This is a genomic window from Rhodococcoides fascians NBRC 12155 = LMG 3623 (genome assembly GCF_001894785.1).
In the GTDB taxonomy this organism is placed as follows: Bacteria; Actinomycetota; Actinomycetes; order Mycobacteriales; family Mycobacteriaceae; genus Rhodococcoides; species Rhodococcoides fascians.
Genome location: NZ_BCWW01000008.1, coordinates 284,130 through 302,241 on the forward strand (window position 1 = coordinate 284,130; position 18,112 = coordinate 302,241).

Here is an 18,112-nt window from a genome sequence, read left to right on the forward strand (position 1 = left end):
GGATTCGGTGAGCGGCCCTTCGTTTTGTGCTGTGAGGGAACTACTCCGCTGCGGGTGCCTGCTCGGCGATCTGCTGACGGACGACGTCCATGTCGAGTGCCTTGATCTGGCCGACGAGGTCTTCGAGCGCCGGAGCGGGCAATGCGCCGGGCTGGGCGTAGACCAGGATGCCCTCGCGGAAGGCCATGATCGTCGGGATCGACTGGATCTGTGCGGCAGCGGCCAAGCCCTGTTCGGCTTCGGTGTCGACCTTGGCGTGCACGATGTCCGGGTGCGCGTCGGAAGACTTCTCGAACGTCGGCGCGAACTGGCGGCACGGACCGCACCAGGAGGCCCAGAAGTCGACCAATACCACGTCGTTGCTGGTGACGATCTCGTCGAAATTCTGCTGAGTCAAAGTCTGAGTGGCCACGCGTACCCTTTCGATTGATTGCGCTTCTTGTTCGTCTCAACGCAGAGGTTCTCCGGAATCTTCCCGGACCACTCCTCTCCGTGGTCCGTCACACGGGTTGCGGCGCGGCCCGGAATGTTCGGCGGTACGAGTTGGGCGTCGTGCAGCGAAGTCTGACGAAATGCTGGCGCAGGGCTGCGGCATTGCCGAAACCGACGACTTCGGCGATCGAATCCATCGGCAGGTCGGAGTTCTCGAGGAGCTGCTGCGCAGCCAGTACGCGTTGGTCGTTGAGCCACCGCGCGGGCGTCGTGCCGGTCTCGGCGGCGAACTTGCGGGCGAATGTACGAGCCGACATGTTCACCCGCGCAGCCAGTCGGCCGATCGTGAGTTCCGAATCGAGGTTCTCGGTCATCCAATCGAGCAACGGTGCCAACGTTTCGGTTCGGATCGCCGGTAGTGGACTGGTGACGAACTGCGCCTGGCCTCCGTCACGGTGTGGCGGAACGACCATTCTGCGCGCGATTCCGTTGGCCACGACACTGCCTTGGTATTTGCGGACGATGTGCAGGCACAGGTCGATACCGGCCGCGGTGCCCGCGCTGGTCAGTACATTCCCGTCGTCCACGTAGAGAACGTTCGGATCGACCTGCGCCAACGGGTATTTCGCGGCCAGGGAGGCCGAGTGTCGCCAGTGGGTCGTACACCGCCTGCCGTCGAGCAGGCCCGCCGCGCCGAGTACGAACGCGCCGTTGCACAGGCTGGCGACCAGCGCGCCTCGGTCCACCGCCGCACGGAGTTTGTCGAGTAGTGGCTCGATCGAGGGGCTGTACTCACTGCCGCACACGTAGCTTCCGTCGTCGGCCGATTCGGTGCCGCCGGCCGGAACGATGATCAGATCGGCGCTGTCGAGCCGGTCGAGATCGTGGGGCACATCGATCGTGTAACCCACCCGGGTGCGAATCGTGTCGGGGACCCCGGCGATCAACGAGAAGTCGTAGGTGGGCAGTCCCTCGTCGGAGCGGTCGAATCCGAACACCTCGCAGGCCACGCCGAGCTCGAACTGCTCGGTCAACGGCAGCAGTACTGCGACCACCTTCTTCAGCATGACAGCAGTATGGCAGAAAATCGACGATACATGTCGTTACTGCCACTCGTGTTGAGTCGGCGCAGGTAGGACGCTGGTGGCATGACAATTGTACTGGTGGTTGTGTTGATGTTTCTCGCCCTCGATGCGTGGGTCGCTGTCGGCCGCACGCCGGATACACATGCGGAGGTGACCCAGTTCGGAGACTTCCGGTTCTGACAGGCCCGGCGGTCAGCCGATGCGCCATTCGCACTTGTTGTCGCCGTCCCACCGACGCAAGGCAACGGCAGAGCCGATCAGGTCGTCCAGGTGCGGGCACAGCAGGCGCGTCGCCGCACCGGCTTCGTCGGGTGTCAACCGCCGGGCCAGCGTCACGTGCGGCGTCCAGTGCCCGATGGCGACGTTGTCGAACGAGCCCGGGCCCACGGCGGCATGCATCCGGGCATGCAGGTCGAGCAGCTCGACGCTCGGCACGACCAGACGGGCCAGGGTGGCGGTCCGGCCACCGAATACGACGAGGCCGCCGAGACGAACATCGAACGGGTCGAAACGCACGGCCGTACCGGAATCGACGGACGCGGGCATTGACGACGCCACCGAGACGGTGATGTGCGGTCGATTCGACTCGCCCCGATGACGGTTCTGGCTCGGCAGGCCGGCATCGGAGAGTGCCGCCCACTCGCGGCGAACCGCAGTATCGAGCCCCGAGTCGAGGAGGAGTTCGGCGGACTGCACCATGTAGTCATGATGGCGCAGACGGACGGACGAGATGCACCGACTTTACGAATTGGGGCCATGACCGGCGACGGCATCGGTCACGAGATCGTCCCTGCGACGATCCGGGTGGTGGACGCAGCTCTGGCCGCAGTGCACGGTCCCGTCGTCGACTGGCAGCACTTGCCGCTGGGGTTGGGTGCTCTCGACGAGCACGGAACGCCGATGCCCGAGCACACGTTGAACGAGCTCGGCAGGCTCGAGGCGTGGATTCTCGGGCCTCACGACAGCGCGTCGTACCCCGAGCCGTTCCGATCTCAGCTGACTCCTGGCGGACGAATTCGCAAGCATTTCGATCTGTTCGCCAACATCCGTCCGGCCAAGGCACTTCCTGGAGTGCGCGCGATGTCGCCGCAGATGGACCTGGTGGTGGTGCGGGAGAACACCGAGGGCTTCTACGCCGACCGCAACATGTTCGTCGGCAGTGGCGAGTTCATGCCCACGCCCGATGTAGCGCTCGCGGTGGGAGTGTTCACCCGTTCGGCGTGCGAACGCATCGCTCGTGAGGCCTTCTCGCTCGCAGACCGGCGGCGGAAGAAAGTGACGATCGTGCACAAGACCAACGTGCTGTCGTTGACGACGGGGTTGTTTCGCGATGCCTGCCGGTCCGTCGGCGAGGAGTTTTCGCAGGTAGACGTCACCGAAGAGCACGTGGACGCCCTCGCGGCGCATCTGGTTCGACGCGGTGAGGACTACGACGTCATCGTGGCCGAGAACATGTTCGGGGACATCCTCTCCGACCTGACCGGAGAGCTGTCCGGGTCACTCGGCACGGCACCGTCGATCAACTCTTCGCGTACCCAGGCCATGGCGCAGGCCTCCCATGGATCCGCCCCGGATATCGCAGGCAGGAATAGCGCCAACCCGACGGCACTGTTCCTGTCGGCCGCGATGCTGCTCGAGTGGCTCGCCGATCGGCACGGGGACGAACGGCTCGCCGCCGCAGCCGGCCGGATTCGGCACGCCGTGGACGACACCGTCGAATCCGGGGTCGCGACAGCAGACCTCGGCGGGCAGGCGTCTACCAGCGCCTTCACCGAGACCGTCGAAGCCAGGGTGCACCGGCGCTGATCGACTACGGACTCACCGCGGTTTTCGACTACTGAATATCGCGGTGCCGGGAAACAGCTGGCCGCGCAGTGGGCTCCACTGACCCCACTCGCGGTCGAGCCACTCCGGCCAATCCGGCTCGACGATGTCGCGAACCTCGAGACCTGCGGCGACCAGCTCGCGCACGCGGTCACCGATCGTGCGGTGATGCTCGACGTAGTTGGGGGTCCCGTCGGCGTCGTATTCGACGTACGGGGTTCGATCGAAGTACGGAATCGTCGCGGTCAGGCCGCCCACCCCGGGATCGTCGGGGAACACCCAGCGCATCGGATGGTTGACCGCGAACACCCAGATGCCGCCCGGCCGCAGTACCCGCGCCACTTCCTTCATCACGTTGGCGGAGTCCGCGACGAACGGAACCGCACCGAAGGCCGAGCACACGATGTCGAACCGCTCGTCGGCGAACGGTAGGGACTCGGCACTGGCCTGCACCAGCGGAACCGTCGACCCGCCCGCGGTCATCGCGTCGACGCCGCGCTGCAACATGCCCATCGAGATGTCGAGGCCGATGGCGCGCGCCCCCTGAGTCCCGAGCCAGCGGGCGCAGGGTGCGCTGCCGCAGCCCACTTCGAGAATGTCCTTGCCCGCGACGTCACCCAGCAGATGCACGTCGCCCTCGTGCAGTCCCTCCGGGCACCAGACGAACTCTCCGGATTCGGTCGACGCGCCCAGAAATGCGCCGTGCGTACGGTGATAGTTGTCGGCATCCGAATCCCACCAGGTTCGACTCGCGCGGTCGCTCGCGACCGAATCGATTCGGCCGCGGCCGGGGGTGGACAGCGGTGCGGAAGGATCGGTCACACGCCGACTCTAACCGGGTTTGTGCTGGTACTGCGGCATCGCGTACCCTGTTCAACGCGAGTGTGTTCATGCTGCGCCCAGGTCGGGTTCGCCCGGCGTCGACGCGTGCGGAGCCGGCAACGGATCCGCGGAAGAAGCTCGTGCTGCACACGTTTCACAAGTCCGACCGAACATCCATCAACCGATACCCAACCCGTCCGGAGCAACTCAACACATGCCCTCAACCACAACCTCACCGCAGGTAGCCGTCAACGATATCGGCTCCGCAGAGGATTTTCTCGCCGCCATCGACGCCACGATCAAGTACTTCAACGATGGTGACATCGTCGAGGGCACCATCGTCAAGGTCGATCGTGACGAGGTTCTACTCGACATCGGTTACAAGACCGAAGGCGTCATCCCTTCCCGCGAGCTCTCCATCAAGCACGATGTCGACCCCAACGAGGTCGTCTCCGTGGGAGATGAGATCGAAGCACTCGTCCTCACCAAGGAGGACAAGGAAGGCCGTCTGATCCTGTCCAAGAAGCGAGCTCAATACGAGCGCGCTTGGGGCACGATCGAGGAGCTCAAGGAGAAGGACGAGGCCGTCAAGGGCACCGTCATCGAGGTCGTCAAGGGTGGACTCATCCTCGACATCGGTCTCCGTGGCTTCCTCCCCGCCTCGCTCGTCGAGATGCGTCGCGTCCGCGACCTCCAGCCGTACGTCGGCAAGGAGATCGAGGCCAAGATCATCGAGCTCGACAAGAACCGCAACAACGTGGTCCTGTCGCGTCGCGCATGGCTCGAGCAGACCCAGTCCGAGGTCCGCAGCGAGTTCCTGCACCAGCTGCAGAAGGGCCAGGTCCGCAAGGGCGTCGTGTCCTCCATCGTCAACTTCGGTGCCTTCGTGGACCTGGGTGGCGTCGACGGCCTGGTGCACGTCTCCGAGCTGTCCTGGAAGCACATCGATCACCCGTCCGAGGTTGTCGAGGTCGGCACCGAGGTCACCGTCGAGGTTCTCGACGTCGACCTGGACCGCGAGCGTGTGTCGCTGTCGCTCAAGGCAACGCAGGAAGATCCGTGGCGCCAGTTCGCTCGCACCCACGCGATCGGCCAGATCGTGCCCGGCAAGGTCACCAAGCTCGTTCCGTTCGGTGCGTTCGTTCGCGTCGAAGAGGGCATCGAGGGCCTCGTGCACATCTCCGAGCTGGCCGAGCGCCACGTGGAGGTTCCGGACCAGGTCGTGGGTGTCGGCGACGACGCACTCGTCAAGGTCATCGACATCGATCTCGAGCGTCGCCGGATTTCGTTGAGCCTCAAGCAGGCCAACGAGGACTACGCAGAAGAGTTCGATCCGTCCAAGTACGGCATGGCCGACTCGTACGACGAGGGTGGCAACTACATCTTCCCCGAGGGCTTCGACTCCGAGACCAACGAATGGCTCGAAGGTTACGAGAAGCAGCGTGAAGAGTGGGAAGGTCGCTACGCCGAGGCCGAGCGTCGCCACAAGATGCACACCGCTCAGATGGAGAAGACGGCCAAGGACGAAGCTGCCGAAGCCGCCAACACCAACTACTCCTCCGAGTCGGGTCAGGCTCCCGCCGATGCAGAAGGCGATGCTCCCGCAGCGTCGGCTCCCGCCTCGACCGGTGGATCGCTGGCCAGCGATGCGCAGCTCGCTGCACTTCGCGAGAAGCTGTCGGGCAACGCCTGATAGAAGTAGTCCACCCGTGAGGGTGTGACCTCGGCCCCGGTTCTCCCTGTGAGAACCGGGGCTTTCTCGTTCGAATACGCAGGTGCAACGGGAACGACAATGGACCCGGTTCTGGTGAACCGGGTCCAAGGTTGAGAGGGAGTGCGAACTACGCGGCGGTGGCTGGACTCCACTGGCCGACGCTCGCCGTGCGCTTACGCATCGTGGCGAAGCTGTGGCGGGCAGGGGTCAGGAGGTTGGTGAACCAGTTACGCCGGTGGTCGGCCAGCGCCGAGGCAACTTCTGGAATGAGAATGCAATGAACGCCTGCATCCATGCCGAGGCGGTGCCGACCCGGTTGGATCTGATTGCTTTGCATGGGTGTCCTTTTCGCTGGCGGTGGGTCGGCACATCGAGGTCGCGCTCGTCGAAGATAACCGACAGGCTTGCAAAACCGGTGCATTTGGGGCTGGTGGGCTTCGGCGTGTTCGAGTGTCAGACTGGACGCATGCTGAGACTGGGACTGACCGGCGGAATTGGTGCCGGCAAATCGACCGTGGCGAAAGTGCTGACCGAACTTGGGGGAGTGCTCGTCGACTCGGACGTACTTGCCCGCGAAGTGGTGGAGCCGGGAACGCCTGGGCTGCAACAACTGACGGACACCTTCGGTACCGAGATACTGGCACCCGACGGGTCACTCGATCGGCCGGCCTTGGCCGCCAAGGCTTTCGGCGACGAGGAGTCGCGAAAGAAGCTCAACGCCATCGTGCATCCATTGGTCGGACAGCGCACTACCGAGATCATCGAGGGTGCGGCAGCGGATGCCGTGGTGGTGCAAGATATTCCACTTCTCGTCGAAGGCTCGATGGCTCCGTTCTTCCATCTGGTCGTCGTCGTCTGGGTCGACGCCGAGGAACGAGTACGTCGGCTGACCGGCCAACGAAACATGCCCGAGGCCGATGCCCGCGCGCGCATCGCCGCGCAGGCGACCGACGATGCGCGCCGAGCGGCGGCAGATGTGTGGATAGACAACACGGGTGCGCCCGGCAGCGTCGACGATCAGGTACGAAACTTGTGGAACGAGCGCGTGATTCCCTTCGAGCGCAACCTCAGAGAGGGCATTGTCGCCCGGACGCATCCGGAACTCGTGACTGCAGACCCGGCCTGGGAATCCCAGGCGCGGCGAATGATCGCGCGCCTTGCTCTCGCGTGTGGGGACAAGGCTGTTCGGATCGACCACGTCGGATCGACGGCGGTACCCGGACTCGACGCCAAGGACGTGCTCGACATCCAGATCACGGTGCGCTCGCTGGCCGACGCAGATTCCGTCGGCGAACAGTTGCGCGTCGCCGGGTTCCCCGGCGTCGAGTCCAGTGACTTCGACGATCCGAAGCCCGCTTACGGAGTGGGTGGTGAGGCCGATCCGGCCGTGTGGGGCAAGCGTTTTCACGGCAACGCAGACCCCGGGCGACCGGCCAACGTCCATGTTCGAGTCGACGGTTGGCCGAACCAGACGTTCGCGTTGTTGTTCCGCGACTGGCTCCGGGCGGACGCGGCTGTCGCGACGGAATACGCCGCTATCAAGCGGCGTGCGTCAGAAGCCGCCGCCGGAATCGCCGAATATCAACCGGCGATCGATGCCTACGTAGACGCGAAGGCACCGTGGTTCGACGTGGCGTATCGGCGGGCGTGGCAGTGGGCGGAGGAGACGAACTGGACTGCCTGAGGCAGAGCTGCGCGGTTCAGGCCGGTTTGCCGTTCCATTCCGTCGGCATGCCGACGGACGCGAGCCAGGCGTTCAGGTCGTAATCGTGCCGCGTCAGTCCTTCGATGGCCGCGATCGATCGGGACAGCGCCCGCTCGGCCGTCGGGGTGTCCAGATGCTGCGCCACGCGCGCGTCGAACAGCTCGTCGACGTCCAGCAGGTCGTAGTCGCGGCCGGTGCGAACACTGAGGTCGAGATAGTGATCGACCGAGGTCCATCGGCTGGCCCCGGCCGTGTACTCGCCGATGTCGACGTAGTAGTCCTGGTCTCTCGCGTGCGCGGGCAGGTAGTGGAACACCGAGGCCCGGAGCCCGAGAGCAGGCAGTAGCCAGGACTCCAGGTAGTCGAAGTGGGCATGGTCGGAAGGCCGGGCCATGTACAGCCCCCACGGCTCGACGCGGTATTCGTCGACCACGCGAACGAACCCCTTGGGGTCGACGTTGGTCTTCGCGACCAGGTCGAACGTTTCGTGTTTCGGGGCATGAACGACGGTGTGCGCACCGGCTGACGTGTGAGCGACCATGCCTGTAGAAGCTACCGGGAACAGACCTCCTGGGTCTCTCCGACGGAACTTGTCGGTGGTCGCGTCTACGCTTGTGTAATGGCGTTTGCATCCGAACATCCCGTTGTCGCGCACTCCGAACACCGTCCGGTGGGAGCGATCGAGCGCACCGGACCGGCGTTCGAGGTCGTCAGCGAACACGTTCCGGCCGGTGATCAGCCGACCGCCATCGCCGAACTCGAACGTCGGATCAAGGCGGACGAGAAGGACGTCGTGCTTCTCGGTGCCACCGGTACCGGTAAGTCGGCCACCACCGCCTGGCTGATCGAGAAACTGCAGCGCCCCACCCTGGTGATGGCACCGAACAAGACTCTCGCAGCGCAGTTGGCGAACGAGCTGCGAGACATGTTGCCCAACAACGCAGTCGAGTACTTCGTGTCGTACTACGACTACTACCAGCCCGAGGCGTACATCGCGCAGACCGATACGTACATCGAGAAGGACTCGTCCATCAACGACGACGTCGAGCGTCTGCGGCACTCGGCGACGGCATCCCTGCTCTCTCGCCGAGACGTGGTCGTGGTGGCGTCGGTGTCGTGCATCTACGGTCTCGGTACCCCGCAATCGTACGTCGATCGGTCGATCGAGCTCGAGGTCAACGTCGAGGTCCAGCGCGATGCGCTGCTCCGGCTTCTGGTCGACGTGCAGTACACGCGCAACGACATGGCGTTCACCCGCGGATCGTTCCGAGTCCGCGGCGATACCGTGGAGATCATTCCGTCGTACGAGGAGCTCGCTATTCGCATCGAGTTCTTCGGAGACGAGATCGAGGCGCTGTACTACCTGCATCCGCTGACGGGCGACATCGTTCGCCAAGTCGATTCGGTACGCATCTTCCCGGCCACCCATTACGTCGCCGGACCGGAGCGCATGGAACGGGCGGTCAAGGACATCGAGGCCGAGCTCGAGGCGCGCCTGGCGGAGCTCGAAGGCAAGGGAAAGCTGCTCGAGGCGCAGCGGCTTCGGATGCGCACGCAATACGACCTGGAAATGATCAAGCAGGTCGGCTTCTGCTCCGGCATCGAGAATTACTCGCGGCACATAGACGGTCGCGGGGCCGGCACCGCACCCGCGACCCTGATCGACTACTTCCCCGAGGACTTCTTACTCGTCATCGACGAATCCCACGTCACCGTCCCACAGATCGGCGCGATGTACGAGGGCGACATGTCGCGCAAGCGGAACCTGGTCGATTTCGGGTTCCGGTTGCCGTCTGCGACGGACAACCGGCCGCTGACGTGGGAAGAGTTCACACAGAGGATCGGCCAGACCGTCTACCTGTCCGCTACTCCCGGCAAGTACGAACTGGGGCAGACCGGCGGCGAATTCGTCGAGCAGGTCATCCGTCCTACCGGTCTCGTCGATCCGAAGGTCGTCATCAAACCGACCAAGGGGCAGATCGACGACCTCGTGCACCAAATTCGCGAGCGTGCCGAGAAGGACGAACGAGTTCTCGTCACCACTTTGACCAAGAAGATGTCGGAGGACCTGACCGACTATCTGCTCGAGCTGGGCATCCGCGTCCGGTACCTGCACTCCGACATCGATACCTTGCGCCGAGTCGAGCTGCTGCGGCAGCTTCGGCTGGGTGAGTACGACGTCCTGGTCGGCATCAACCTCCTCCGGGAGGGCCTCGACCTTCCCGAGGTGTCATTGGTCGCCATTCTCGACGCGGACAAGGAGGGATTCCTCCGCAGCGGCACCAGCCTCATTCAGACGATCGGCCGCGCCGCTCGAAACGTGTCCGGTGAAGTGCACATGTACGCCGACAAGATGACCGACTCCATGACGTACGCGATCGAGGAGACCGAACGTCGGCGCGAGAAGCAGATCGCCTACAACAAGGAGCGGGGAGTCGATCCGCAACCGCTGCGCAAGAAGATCGCCGACATTCTCGATCAGGTGTATCAGGAAGCAGAGGACACCGACACGGCCGTCGAAGTGGGTGGCTCGGGTCGGAACGCCAGCCGTGGTCGGCGAGCGCAGGGCGAAGCAGGCAGGTCGGTCAGCTCCGGCGTGTACGAGGGGCAGGATGTCTCGTCGATGCCGCGCGCCGAGTTGGCGGACCTGATCAAGAACATGACCGATCAGATGATGAACGCTGCCCGCGAGTTGAAGTTCGAGCTGGCCGGTCGACTGCGCGACGAGATCCAGGACCTGAAGAAGGAGCTCCGGGGCATGGACGCGGCCGGCCTCAAGTAGGTCGCGCGGGTGGTGCGAGTTGAGCCTGCGGAACGATCCGAAATGGTTCGGTTACGGTTCAGTGATGGACGCAACCACCGCCGGCCGCACCTCTCGTGCACTCGAACTGATCCACTCGATGACCTACTTCCTGCCGGAAACGCAGGACGCTCTCGTTGCTGCTGGGTTACCGCCACGGGCCTGCTATTTCGCCGGTCGTGCAGCACCTCTCGGGCCGGTCGGTGCAGGTGTCGTGACAGCCACGTTCTACAACTTCAACCGCGATCTGATCAGCCCGCTGATTCCGGCAGCCTGGGCCATCGCCTCTCCCGACGAGATCATGGCAATCCGTTACGCCACACTCGACACCGCATTCGAGCGTCTGTTGGGCTCCGAGACGTTGGCGTCCCCGGATATGGCCGAAGCTGCCGACCTCGCATCGATCGCTGCGCGTGGAATCCCAGGAGACGACGGTCGGCCGCTGTACGCCGCCTACGCCGAACTCGACTGGCCGCAAGCGCCGCACCTCGTGTTGTGGCACGCTCTCACCCTGATCCGCGAATACCGCGGCGACGGCCACATTGCCGCGCTGCAGACGGCGGGGTTGAACGGCCTGGACGCGCTGATCACCCACACCGCCACCGGGTACGGCTTCGAGAAGGAATTCGCGCGCAAGCGTCGTGGATGGTCGACCGAGCAGTGGAACGGAGCCGTGGCGTCCTTGGCCGATCGTGAATTGTTGACGGCCGACGGCGCTTTGACTCAGGACGGGAAAGATCTCCGCACGTTGGTCGAGGACATCACCAACGACCTCGCCGTCGCGCCGTGGGCCGCCCTCGGCGAGGACGGTGCAGCTCGGCTGGTTTCGCTCGCGACGCCGTGGCGTGAGTCGATCGTCGGCCAGGGCACCATTCCCGAGGGCGTCTTCGGGCCAGCGATCAAAAAGAAGTAGGCCGCCTCAGCTGGTGATGTCCTTGGTGGCGAATCGTCTCCACGCGATCAGCCCGAAGACCGCCGCGTAGGTGATGGCCGAGAACGATCCGACCACCATGTCGTTCCAGTCGATGTTCGTGCCGAAGGCGTCGATCCACGAGTTCGCGTAGTGCCCGGGCAGATAGTTGCGCAGCGACCCCAATGCCGTGATCTGATCGAGGATCTGCATCAGAATCGACGTCATCACCGCGCCGCCGACGGCCCCGAGAGGGGCGTCGGTGAGCACCGACAGCAACATCGCCAGACCTGCCACCCACAGCAGATTGACGCCGATGTAGGCGACCGCAATCAGTAGTCGCACCAGGGAAGTGCCGTACGACAGTCCCTCACCCAGCGGCGTGACCAATGATTCGGCACCGTACATCACCGTCCCGATCAGTAGGGACACTCCGACCAGCACCAGAATGGCGGCGCTGGACAGCGTGGCCGAGACGAGTGCCTTCTGGGTCAACAGTCGGCTTCGAGGAACTGGGATGGCGAGCAGGTAGCGCAGGCTCGACCACGAGGCCTCGCTCGCAACGGAGTCGCCGAAGAACAGCGCCACCACGACGATGAGCAGAAATCCGACGGACATGAACAGTGCGAAGACGGTGAAGTTCATGCCGCCTCGCGTGCCGAGCTCGATGAGCCCGCCGGCGTCGGAGTCGGCGCTGGAGCTGCCCACGGTGAAGGCGACGACAAGGATCACCGGTAGCAGGGCAAGGAAACCGATGGCGAGCTGAGTGCGTCGCCGGCCCAGCTGTCGACGCAGTTCGGTACGAAACGGCAGGGTGCGGCCGCCGCTGTAGCCCGCTGCGCGGCCGTCTGCGTGCGTTGTACTCATGAGCGATCCTCGCTGGAGTCGGTCTCGTGAACGACTGTGCCTGGGGTATCTCGATGAACGAGGTCGAGGAACACGTCCTCGAGTCGGGTGGACTGGGAGAAGCCGCGGACCGACACCCCCGCCGTGACGAGTTCTCTGATGACAACGGCGGAATCGGCGTCGGTCAGGTCGACGGTCACCGTGCCGTCGTCGACGATCACCGCGCCGTCATGGCCGGCGGCGTCGAGTACCGACTGGGCGCGGCCGGCGTCGTCGACCCTGATCTCGGTCTGCCCTCCGGCCGCTGTCAGCTCGCGGACGGTGCCCGAGCTGATCACGGAGCCACGGTTCATGACCACGACGTGCGTGCACGTCTGTTCCACTTCGGCGAGGAGGTGGCTCGAGACCAACACGGTGCGTCCCGTCTTCGCGTAGTTGATCAGCACGTCACGCATGGTTCGGATCTGTGGCGGGTCGAGGCCGTTGGTCGGTTCGTCCAACACCATGAGATCGGGTAGACCCAGCATGGCCTGTGCAATGGCGAGGCGCTGACGCATGCCTTGGCTGTAGGACTTGACCTTGCGTTCGATCGCTGCGCCGAGGTCTGCGATCTCGAGTGCCTCGTCGAGGTGAGCGTCTTCGATCGGTCGCCCTGTCGCCTCCCAGTACAGCCGCAGGTTCTGGGTGCCGGTCAGATGCGGAAGGAAGCCGGAACCCTCGACGAAGGAGCCGAGCCGCGACAACACCGGGGCACCGGGTGTGACCTTGTGACCGAAGACTCGGATGTCGCCGCCGGTGGGGGTGATCAGGCCCATCAGCATGCGCAACGTGGTGGTCTTTCCGGCACCGTTCGGTCCGAGCAGTCCGAGTACCTGCCCCTGTTTCACCTCGAAGCTGACGCCGTCCACGGCACGGAACCCGTTCGAGTACGTCTTGGCCAGGTCGGTGATCACCAGGGGAGTGTCGACCAGAGCCTCGTCGACTTCGGCCACCGTGCGGCGTCTGGTTCGCACGATCGTCGCCACGACGATGCATCCGACGACCAGGACGACCACGCCGATTCCGATCAGTGGAGCGACGGGTACCGTGCTGTTCGCGCTCGCCACCGCGGGAACCGTCGGTAACGCGACGGATGTGTTCGCCATGGTCACGCTGAATTGTGCGGGCTCCAGCGGGACGGCGTAGGCCTGATCGGTGGTGGAGACGCTCAGTTCGAGACGATGACCTTGCTGGACGGTATAGCTGATTCCCGGGAGGGCGACGGTGACGTCGACGGGATCGATGCTCCCGGTGTCGGGCAGTCGGATGGCCGACACTGCGCCGCCGGGAAGGGTCCGTGTGCCGTTCGGGGCGACGTCGTACAGTTTCGCGAACAGCACAGCCTGGCCGGGCCCGGCGAGGGACGCCACCCGGAGATCGACTCTCGGCGCGCCGGTGATGGTCAGTGACGAGTCGACGGGCTCGCTGGTGAAAATCGCGGACTGGCCCGGAAGGTCCGCAGTCAGCGCTGCACCGGCTCCGGTCGATCCGAGTGTCGACAACACCGAACCCAGACCGGGGACCGTCGAGATGGCGGACGGTGACGCGCCGGGCGGACGAATGATCGTCCCGTCGTCCGAGGCGGGGGTGAAGGTCACCGTATTCGTCTGTGTGGGTTCGGAGTTCGGGGTCAGGCCTGGGTAGTCGGGAGCCGTCATCCGACGATTGCGTTCTCCTCCTCGCTCATCGGCTGCGCGCTGCGTCGAATACACGAACGGCGCGCTCTCGGAGGTCGCGGGATCCGGGGTGCCGCGCAGCGTCCGGTCGAAGAAATCCGCGACGGCTCGATCCGACACTCCGTTCGTGCCACCGGCATCGTGCCCACCGTCGAACCACCGAACGGTCACGTCACCGCCTGCGTCTGCAATCTGCCGAGCCGTCGCGTCGGCTTGGTCGAGACCGAACAGAGTGTCTTGGGTGCCCTGTAGGAGAAGCGTCGGAGCCGTGATGTTCGACGCCACCGCAACGGGCGAGTGGGCAGTCAGCAGATCGAGCAGCGGCTGGCTGGGGATGCCGGTCACTGCGGATTGTGCGTATGCGTCGCAGAATTCCTGGGCGAATCTGCCGCATGCGGATGCGCCACCGCCATCGTTCCCACCACTGTTACCGTCCCCGGAACTACCGGGCTCAGCGCTGGAGGCCCCCGCTCCGAAGAAGACCCCGGCCCATCCACGTTTGAGGACGCCGGGTCCGCCGTATGCGGCACCGGCCGGGGAGTCGATGTTTCCGAGCGCTTCTCGACCTGCGGACGAGGTGACGCCGAAGTTGGGGAACAGGGCCTGGCCCAGGTCGTTCCAGGTGATGGCAGCGGCCACCGAGTCCACACGCGGGTCTGTTCCGCCTGCGCTGAGGGCCAGTGCCCCGCCGTACGATCCGCCTGCCACGCCGACGTGGGGATCACCAGGAGCGTCGAGCTGTACTTCGTGCTGTTCGGCCAGCCAGTCGATCAGGCCGCGGGCATCGGCGACCTCGCGATCGGGGTCGTTGATGGAGATGGAACCCGTGCTGTCTCCGAAGCCGCGCGCGGTGTAGGCGAGAACCACGTATCCGCGCGCGGCGAGATCACGAGCTTCGCCGTCGACCGAGTCCTTGCTGCCGCCGAAGCCGTGCGCGAGCAACACAGCCGGAGCGGGGGTGGACTCGGGAATGTAGAGCCGGGTGTCGAGGTCGACGGTCTCCGTCGAACCGGGGCTGTCCGGTAGCGTGATGCGCGCGTCACGCGTAGCAGTGTCGGCTTCGCGTCCCTGGGGGAGGAATGCGAATGCGAGGGCGGCCACGATCACGATCGAGATCGAGACGGCACCGAGAGCGAGGGCCCGTCTCGACAACGGCGGGCGGGGGATCGGCATGTAAACCAATGTATGTGAGTGGCGCGGATCGTGTTGTTCCCCAAGTTCACGTACCGATCGTCGACTTCCGGCTACTGTCAGCGCATCAGTCCCCGGACCACGTCTTTCGGTCCTGTGACTTGCACCAATCCAGATCGACCAGAAGTGTCACATCTGTGTGTGACCGACAAATGGAGGAATGAATGAGCGCCTACCGCACCGTCGTCGTCGGAACCGATGGCTCCGAATCGTCACTGCGGGCAGTGGAGAAGGCCGCGGCTCTGGCGGGAGATGCCGATGCCACCCTGGTGATCGCGTGTGCTTACTACCCGGCCGATCCGAAAGACACCTCTGCCGCCGCCGACGCACTCCGCGAGGACGCCTACCAGATCACCGGTTCGGCACCGACGCGCGAAATCCTGCGCACCGCCCGAGAGCACGCCACCAAGGCCGGCGCGAAGAACATCGAGGAGAAGCCGATCGTCGGAGCGCCCGTCGAGTCCCTCCTGGCACTCGTGGACGAGGTCAAGGGCGATCTACTCGTCGTCGGCAACCGTGGGCTGAACTCGCTGACCGGTCGCTTGCTCGGTTCGGTTCCGTCCGACGCGGCCCGCAAGTCGACCTGTGACGTCCTCATCGTCCATACCGTCCGCTGATTTTCTCGTAGTACGACAATCGGCCCGCCCCGTCGACGATGACGGGGCGGGCCGATTGTTCTTGTCAGACTGTTCTCGTCAGACCTCGGCGTCGAAGGACTGCAGGGCCCCGAGCTCCTGGGGCAGAGGATCCACATGGACGACTCCGAGTCGCTGGGTTGCTCGGGTCAGGGCCACGTAGAGGTCGTTCATACCCTTGACGGACTCCGCAACGATCGCGCTCGGCTCGACGATGAGCACCGAGTCGAACTCGAGCCCTTTCGCGTCCTTGACCGTCGACACGGTCACCACATCCGACGCCAGGTGCTGCAGTTGGGAGACAAGTTCGGAGGGAACGAGCACTGCGCTCAGGCCGGGACGAGGGTGGTCGGCCACTCGCTTCTCGACCGTCGTCACCAGATCTGCTGCGGCTACGCGTTGAGCCCACGGCTCGACGCCGGTGCTGCGAATGGATCGCGGTTCGGACTGCTCCGGATCGATCGCCGCGAGCACGTCGTGCGCCAGGGTCATGATCTCCGACGGCGTTCGGTAGTTGACCGTCAGTTCGGTGAGCTTCCAGCGTTGAGCCACATAGGGTTCGAGCACCGATCCCCAGGACGAGGTTCCGGCCGGATCACCGGTCTGCGCGGTGTCACCCACCAGTGTCATCCACCGATTGGGGATGCGCCGCATCACCATTCGCCACGCCATCGCCGACAGCTCTTGTGCCTCGTCCACGATAACGTGCCCGTAGGTCCAGGTACGGTCGCCGGCGGCGCGTTCGGCGGTGGTGAGTCGCTGACCCGAATTCTGGCGTCGCGCAAGCTGATCGGCGTCGATCAGGTCGTACGCCATCAGAATCTCCGGGTCCAGTTCGTCCTCGAGGTCCTGTGGTGCAGACCCGGTCAGGATGTCCAGTGCGCCCTGGGCATCGGCGATCTGGCCACGCCATTGACGCTGGGCCTGTTCACGTTCGGCAGCATCGTCGACGCCGAGCAGCTCGGCGAGCTCGTCGAGCAGCGGGGCATCCGCGGACGAGAAGCCGTGGCCGCGGCGCAGCAGCGACTCGCGCTCCGACTCGTCGAGCGCAGGTGCGGCCGATGCGATTTTCTCCGGCGATGCGAACAGGTCTCGAAGAACCTGCTGGGGTGACAGATCCGGCCACAACTCGTCTATCGCAGCCATCACGTCGTGGTCCTCGCGCATCTCGTCCCGCATGTCCGCGATGTCGTCGGCGCTGAGCAAGCTCGATCCGTCCACCACGTTCTGGCCGAGTTTCGCGGCCAGCTGATTGGCCAACTGGTCGATGACCGAGGATACGAACAGAGGTCGAGCCAAGTTGTGTGGTCGCCGGGAGGACCGGGCGCGGCCGCGGGCACGCGTGACTATCTTTCGATCGAGGGTGATGTCGTAGGTGTCGAATTTCAGCCGGCGCGGCTGTGCGGGCACCTCCTGGCGATCACGCACTGCCTGCGTCAGTACGTCGACCATCGACAGTTTGCCCTTGACCTCGGTGGCCAGAGCCGAATCCTCGCGCTGCGCACGGACTCCGGGGTACAGATCGCCGATCGTCGACAGCAGTACCCCGGTTTCGCCCAGCGACGGCAGCACCTGGCCGATGTAGTCGAGGAACGTGGCGTTGGGCCCGATGATCAGGACACCGCTCTTGCCGAGCTGTTGACGGTACGTGTACAGCAGATACGCTGCTCGGTGCAGTGCCACGGCCGTCTTGCCGGTGCCCGGTCCGCCCTGCACCACCAGCACACTGCGATGCTGTGAGCGGATGATCGCGTCCTGCTCGCTCTGGATCGTTTCGACGATGTCGTTCATCTGACCGGTTCGCGCCGCATCGAGCGCGGACAGCAGCGCACCCTCACTGGCGACGCCACCCGCGACAGCGGCATCGTTGGACGACTGCGCGGAATCGAGGTCCAGGAACTCGTCGGCGATGGCGGTCACCTTGCGTCCGCGGGTACGGATGTGCCTGCGGCGCAACACGTTTTCGGGAGCTGCCGGTGTCGCCAGATAGAACGGACGGGCCATGGGGGCTCGCCAGTCCAGCAGTAGTGTCTCGTAATCGTTCTTGTCGTCGAGGATGCCGACACGGCCGATGTAACGCTCGGGGCGGTCGTCGACTTTCGGATCGAGGGTGTCCGGGTCGAGGTCGATGCGTCCGAAGCAGAGCCCGTTCTCGGCTGCGTCGTACTTGGCGATGTCCTCGGTGTACATCTGGTTGAAGGATTCGCGCTCGCTTCGGGCCTGCGGTGTTCCGCCGGTCTCGAGCAGCACGGCGCGAAGTCGGTTTGCTGCATACTCGCGCAGCGAATCGAGCTGCGTGTACAAGCGCGTCAGGTGCGCCTGTTCGAGGTCTTCCTCGATGGGTGCACCGGGATCGTTCGATGTGTGGCCGTCGTCCGGCAAAGGTTCTCCTCGGGAGTTCGGCCGAGGCGACGATATCGCCTCGAAATCAGC

General features: G+C 64.7%; 15 protein-coding genes. 6 read left to right on the plus strand and 9 right to left on the minus strand.

Annotated features, from left to right (window positions below):
• Positions 1 to 40: 40 nt before the first annotated feature.
• From trxA to RFA01S_RS18340, 3 genes are all read right to left on the minus strand, one after another.
• Positions 41 to 412, minus strand: a complete 372-nt coding sequence (gene trxA / locus RFA01S_RS18330) for a thioredoxin (RefSeq protein ID WP_027497260.1) — start codon at positions 410 to 412, stop codon at positions 41 to 43.
• 88 nt (positions 413 to 500) lie between these two features.
• Positions 501 to 1,499, minus strand: a complete 999-nt coding sequence (locus tag RFA01S_RS18335; RefSeq protein ID WP_032406674.1) for a helix-turn-helix domain-containing protein — start codon at positions 1,497 to 1,499, stop codon at positions 501 to 503.
• A 210-nt stretch (positions 1,500 to 1,709) separates the two neighbouring features.
• Positions 1,710 to 2,216, minus strand: coding sequence for a 2'-5' RNA ligase family protein (locus tag RFA01S_RS18340; RefSeq protein ID WP_027497258.1), 507 nt, complete (start codon positions 2,214 to 2,216; stop codon positions 1,710 to 1,712).
• Between the two features lie 9 nt (positions 2,217 to 2,225).
• Between RFA01S_RS18340 and RFA01S_RS18345 the strand changes: the two genes are divergently transcribed.
• On the plus strand, positions 2,226 to 3,323 hold the full coding sequence (locus RFA01S_RS18345) for an isocitrate/isopropylmalate dehydrogenase family protein (RefSeq protein ID WP_032406814.1): 1,098 nt from the start codon (positions 2,226 to 2,228) through the stop codon (positions 3,321 to 3,323).
• Between the two features lie 12 nt (positions 3,324 to 3,335).
• Here RFA01S_RS18345 and RFA01S_RS18350 read toward each other — a convergent pair whose 3' ends face one another.
• Complete coding sequence (locus RFA01S_RS18350) at positions 3,336 to 4,163, minus strand: class I SAM-dependent methyltransferase (RefSeq protein WP_032386905.1); 828 nt, start codon at positions 4,161 to 4,163, stop codon at positions 3,336 to 3,338.
• 214 nt (positions 4,164 to 4,377) lie between these two features.
• On the opposite strand from RFA01S_RS18350, the gene rpsA reads away from it, so the two are divergent.
• Entirely contained in the window at positions 4,378 to 5,856 is a 1,479-nt protein-coding gene (gene rpsA / locus RFA01S_RS18355) for a 30S ribosomal protein S1 (RefSeq protein ID WP_027497255.1), read from the plus strand.
• A 148-nt stretch (positions 5,857 to 6,004) separates the two neighbouring features.
• On the opposite strand, the gene RFA01S_RS18360 is transcribed toward rpsA, so the two are convergent.
• Positions 6,005 to 6,214: a hypothetical protein gene (locus RFA01S_RS18360; RefSeq protein ID WP_027497254.1), complete on the minus strand. Its 210-nt coding sequence runs from the start codon at positions 6,212 to 6,214 to the stop codon at positions 6,005 to 6,007.
• A gap of 129 nt (positions 6,215 to 6,343) precedes the next feature.
• On the opposite strand from RFA01S_RS18360, the gene coaE reads away from it, so the two are divergent.
• Complete coding sequence (coaE, locus tag RFA01S_RS18365) at positions 6,344 to 7,561, plus strand: dephospho-CoA kinase (RefSeq protein WP_032382944.1); 1,218 nt, start codon at positions 6,344 to 6,346, stop codon at positions 7,559 to 7,561.
• 16 nt (positions 7,562 to 7,577) lie between these two features.
• Here the strand turns inward: coaE and RFA01S_RS18370 are convergent, their stop codons facing one another.
• On the minus strand, positions 7,578 to 8,123 hold the full coding sequence (locus RFA01S_RS18370) for a ribonuclease FAU-1 family protein (protein ID WP_032365527.1): 546 nt from the start codon (positions 8,121 to 8,123) through the stop codon (positions 7,578 to 7,580).
• 78 nt (positions 8,124 to 8,201) lie between these two features.
• Between RFA01S_RS18370 and uvrB the strand changes: the two genes are divergently transcribed.
• Positions 8,202 to 10,364 carry an excinuclease ABC subunit UvrB gene (gene uvrB, locus RFA01S_RS18375; RefSeq protein ID WP_027497251.1) on the plus strand — a complete coding sequence of 721 codons (2,163 nt, stop codon included), beginning with the start codon at positions 8,202 to 8,204 and terminating at the stop codon, positions 10,362 to 10,364.
• A 64-nt stretch (positions 10,365 to 10,428) separates the two neighbouring features.
• Entirely contained in the window at positions 10,429 to 11,295 is an 867-nt protein-coding gene (locus tag RFA01S_RS18380; RefSeq protein WP_032365526.1) for an SCO6745 family protein, read from the plus strand.
• Positions 11,296 to 11,301: 6 nt separating this feature from the next.
• Here RFA01S_RS18380 and RFA01S_RS18385 read toward each other — a convergent pair whose 3' ends face one another.
• Both RFA01S_RS18385 and RFA01S_RS18390 read right to left on the minus strand, forming a co-directional pair.
• On the minus strand, positions 11,302 to 12,159 hold the full coding sequence (locus tag RFA01S_RS18385; protein ID WP_032365525.1) for an ABC transporter permease: 858 nt from the start codon (positions 12,157 to 12,159) through the stop codon (positions 11,302 to 11,304).
• Positions 12,156 to 15,026: an alpha/beta fold hydrolase gene (locus tag RFA01S_RS18390; protein WP_032406673.1), complete on the minus strand. Its 2,871-nt coding sequence runs from the start codon at positions 15,024 to 15,026 to the stop codon at positions 12,156 to 12,158. The genes RFA01S_RS18385 and RFA01S_RS18390 overlap by 4 nt, the downstream gene beginning before the upstream one ends.
• 182 nt (positions 15,027 to 15,208) lie before the next feature.
• Between RFA01S_RS18390 and RFA01S_RS18395 the strand changes: the two genes are divergently transcribed.
• Positions 15,209 to 15,661 carry a universal stress protein gene (locus tag RFA01S_RS18395; protein ID WP_008715916.1) on the plus strand — a complete coding sequence of 151 codons (453 nt, stop codon included), beginning with the start codon at positions 15,209 to 15,211 and terminating at the stop codon, positions 15,659 to 15,661.
• A 78-nt stretch (positions 15,662 to 15,739) separates the two neighbouring features.
• Here the strand turns inward: RFA01S_RS18395 and RFA01S_RS18400 are convergent, their stop codons facing one another.
• On the minus strand, positions 15,740 to 18,061 hold the full coding sequence (locus RFA01S_RS18400) for a HelD family protein (RefSeq protein WP_032406672.1): 2,322 nt from the start codon (positions 18,059 to 18,061) through the stop codon (positions 15,740 to 15,742).
• Positions 18,062 to 18,112 lie beyond the last annotated feature (51 nt).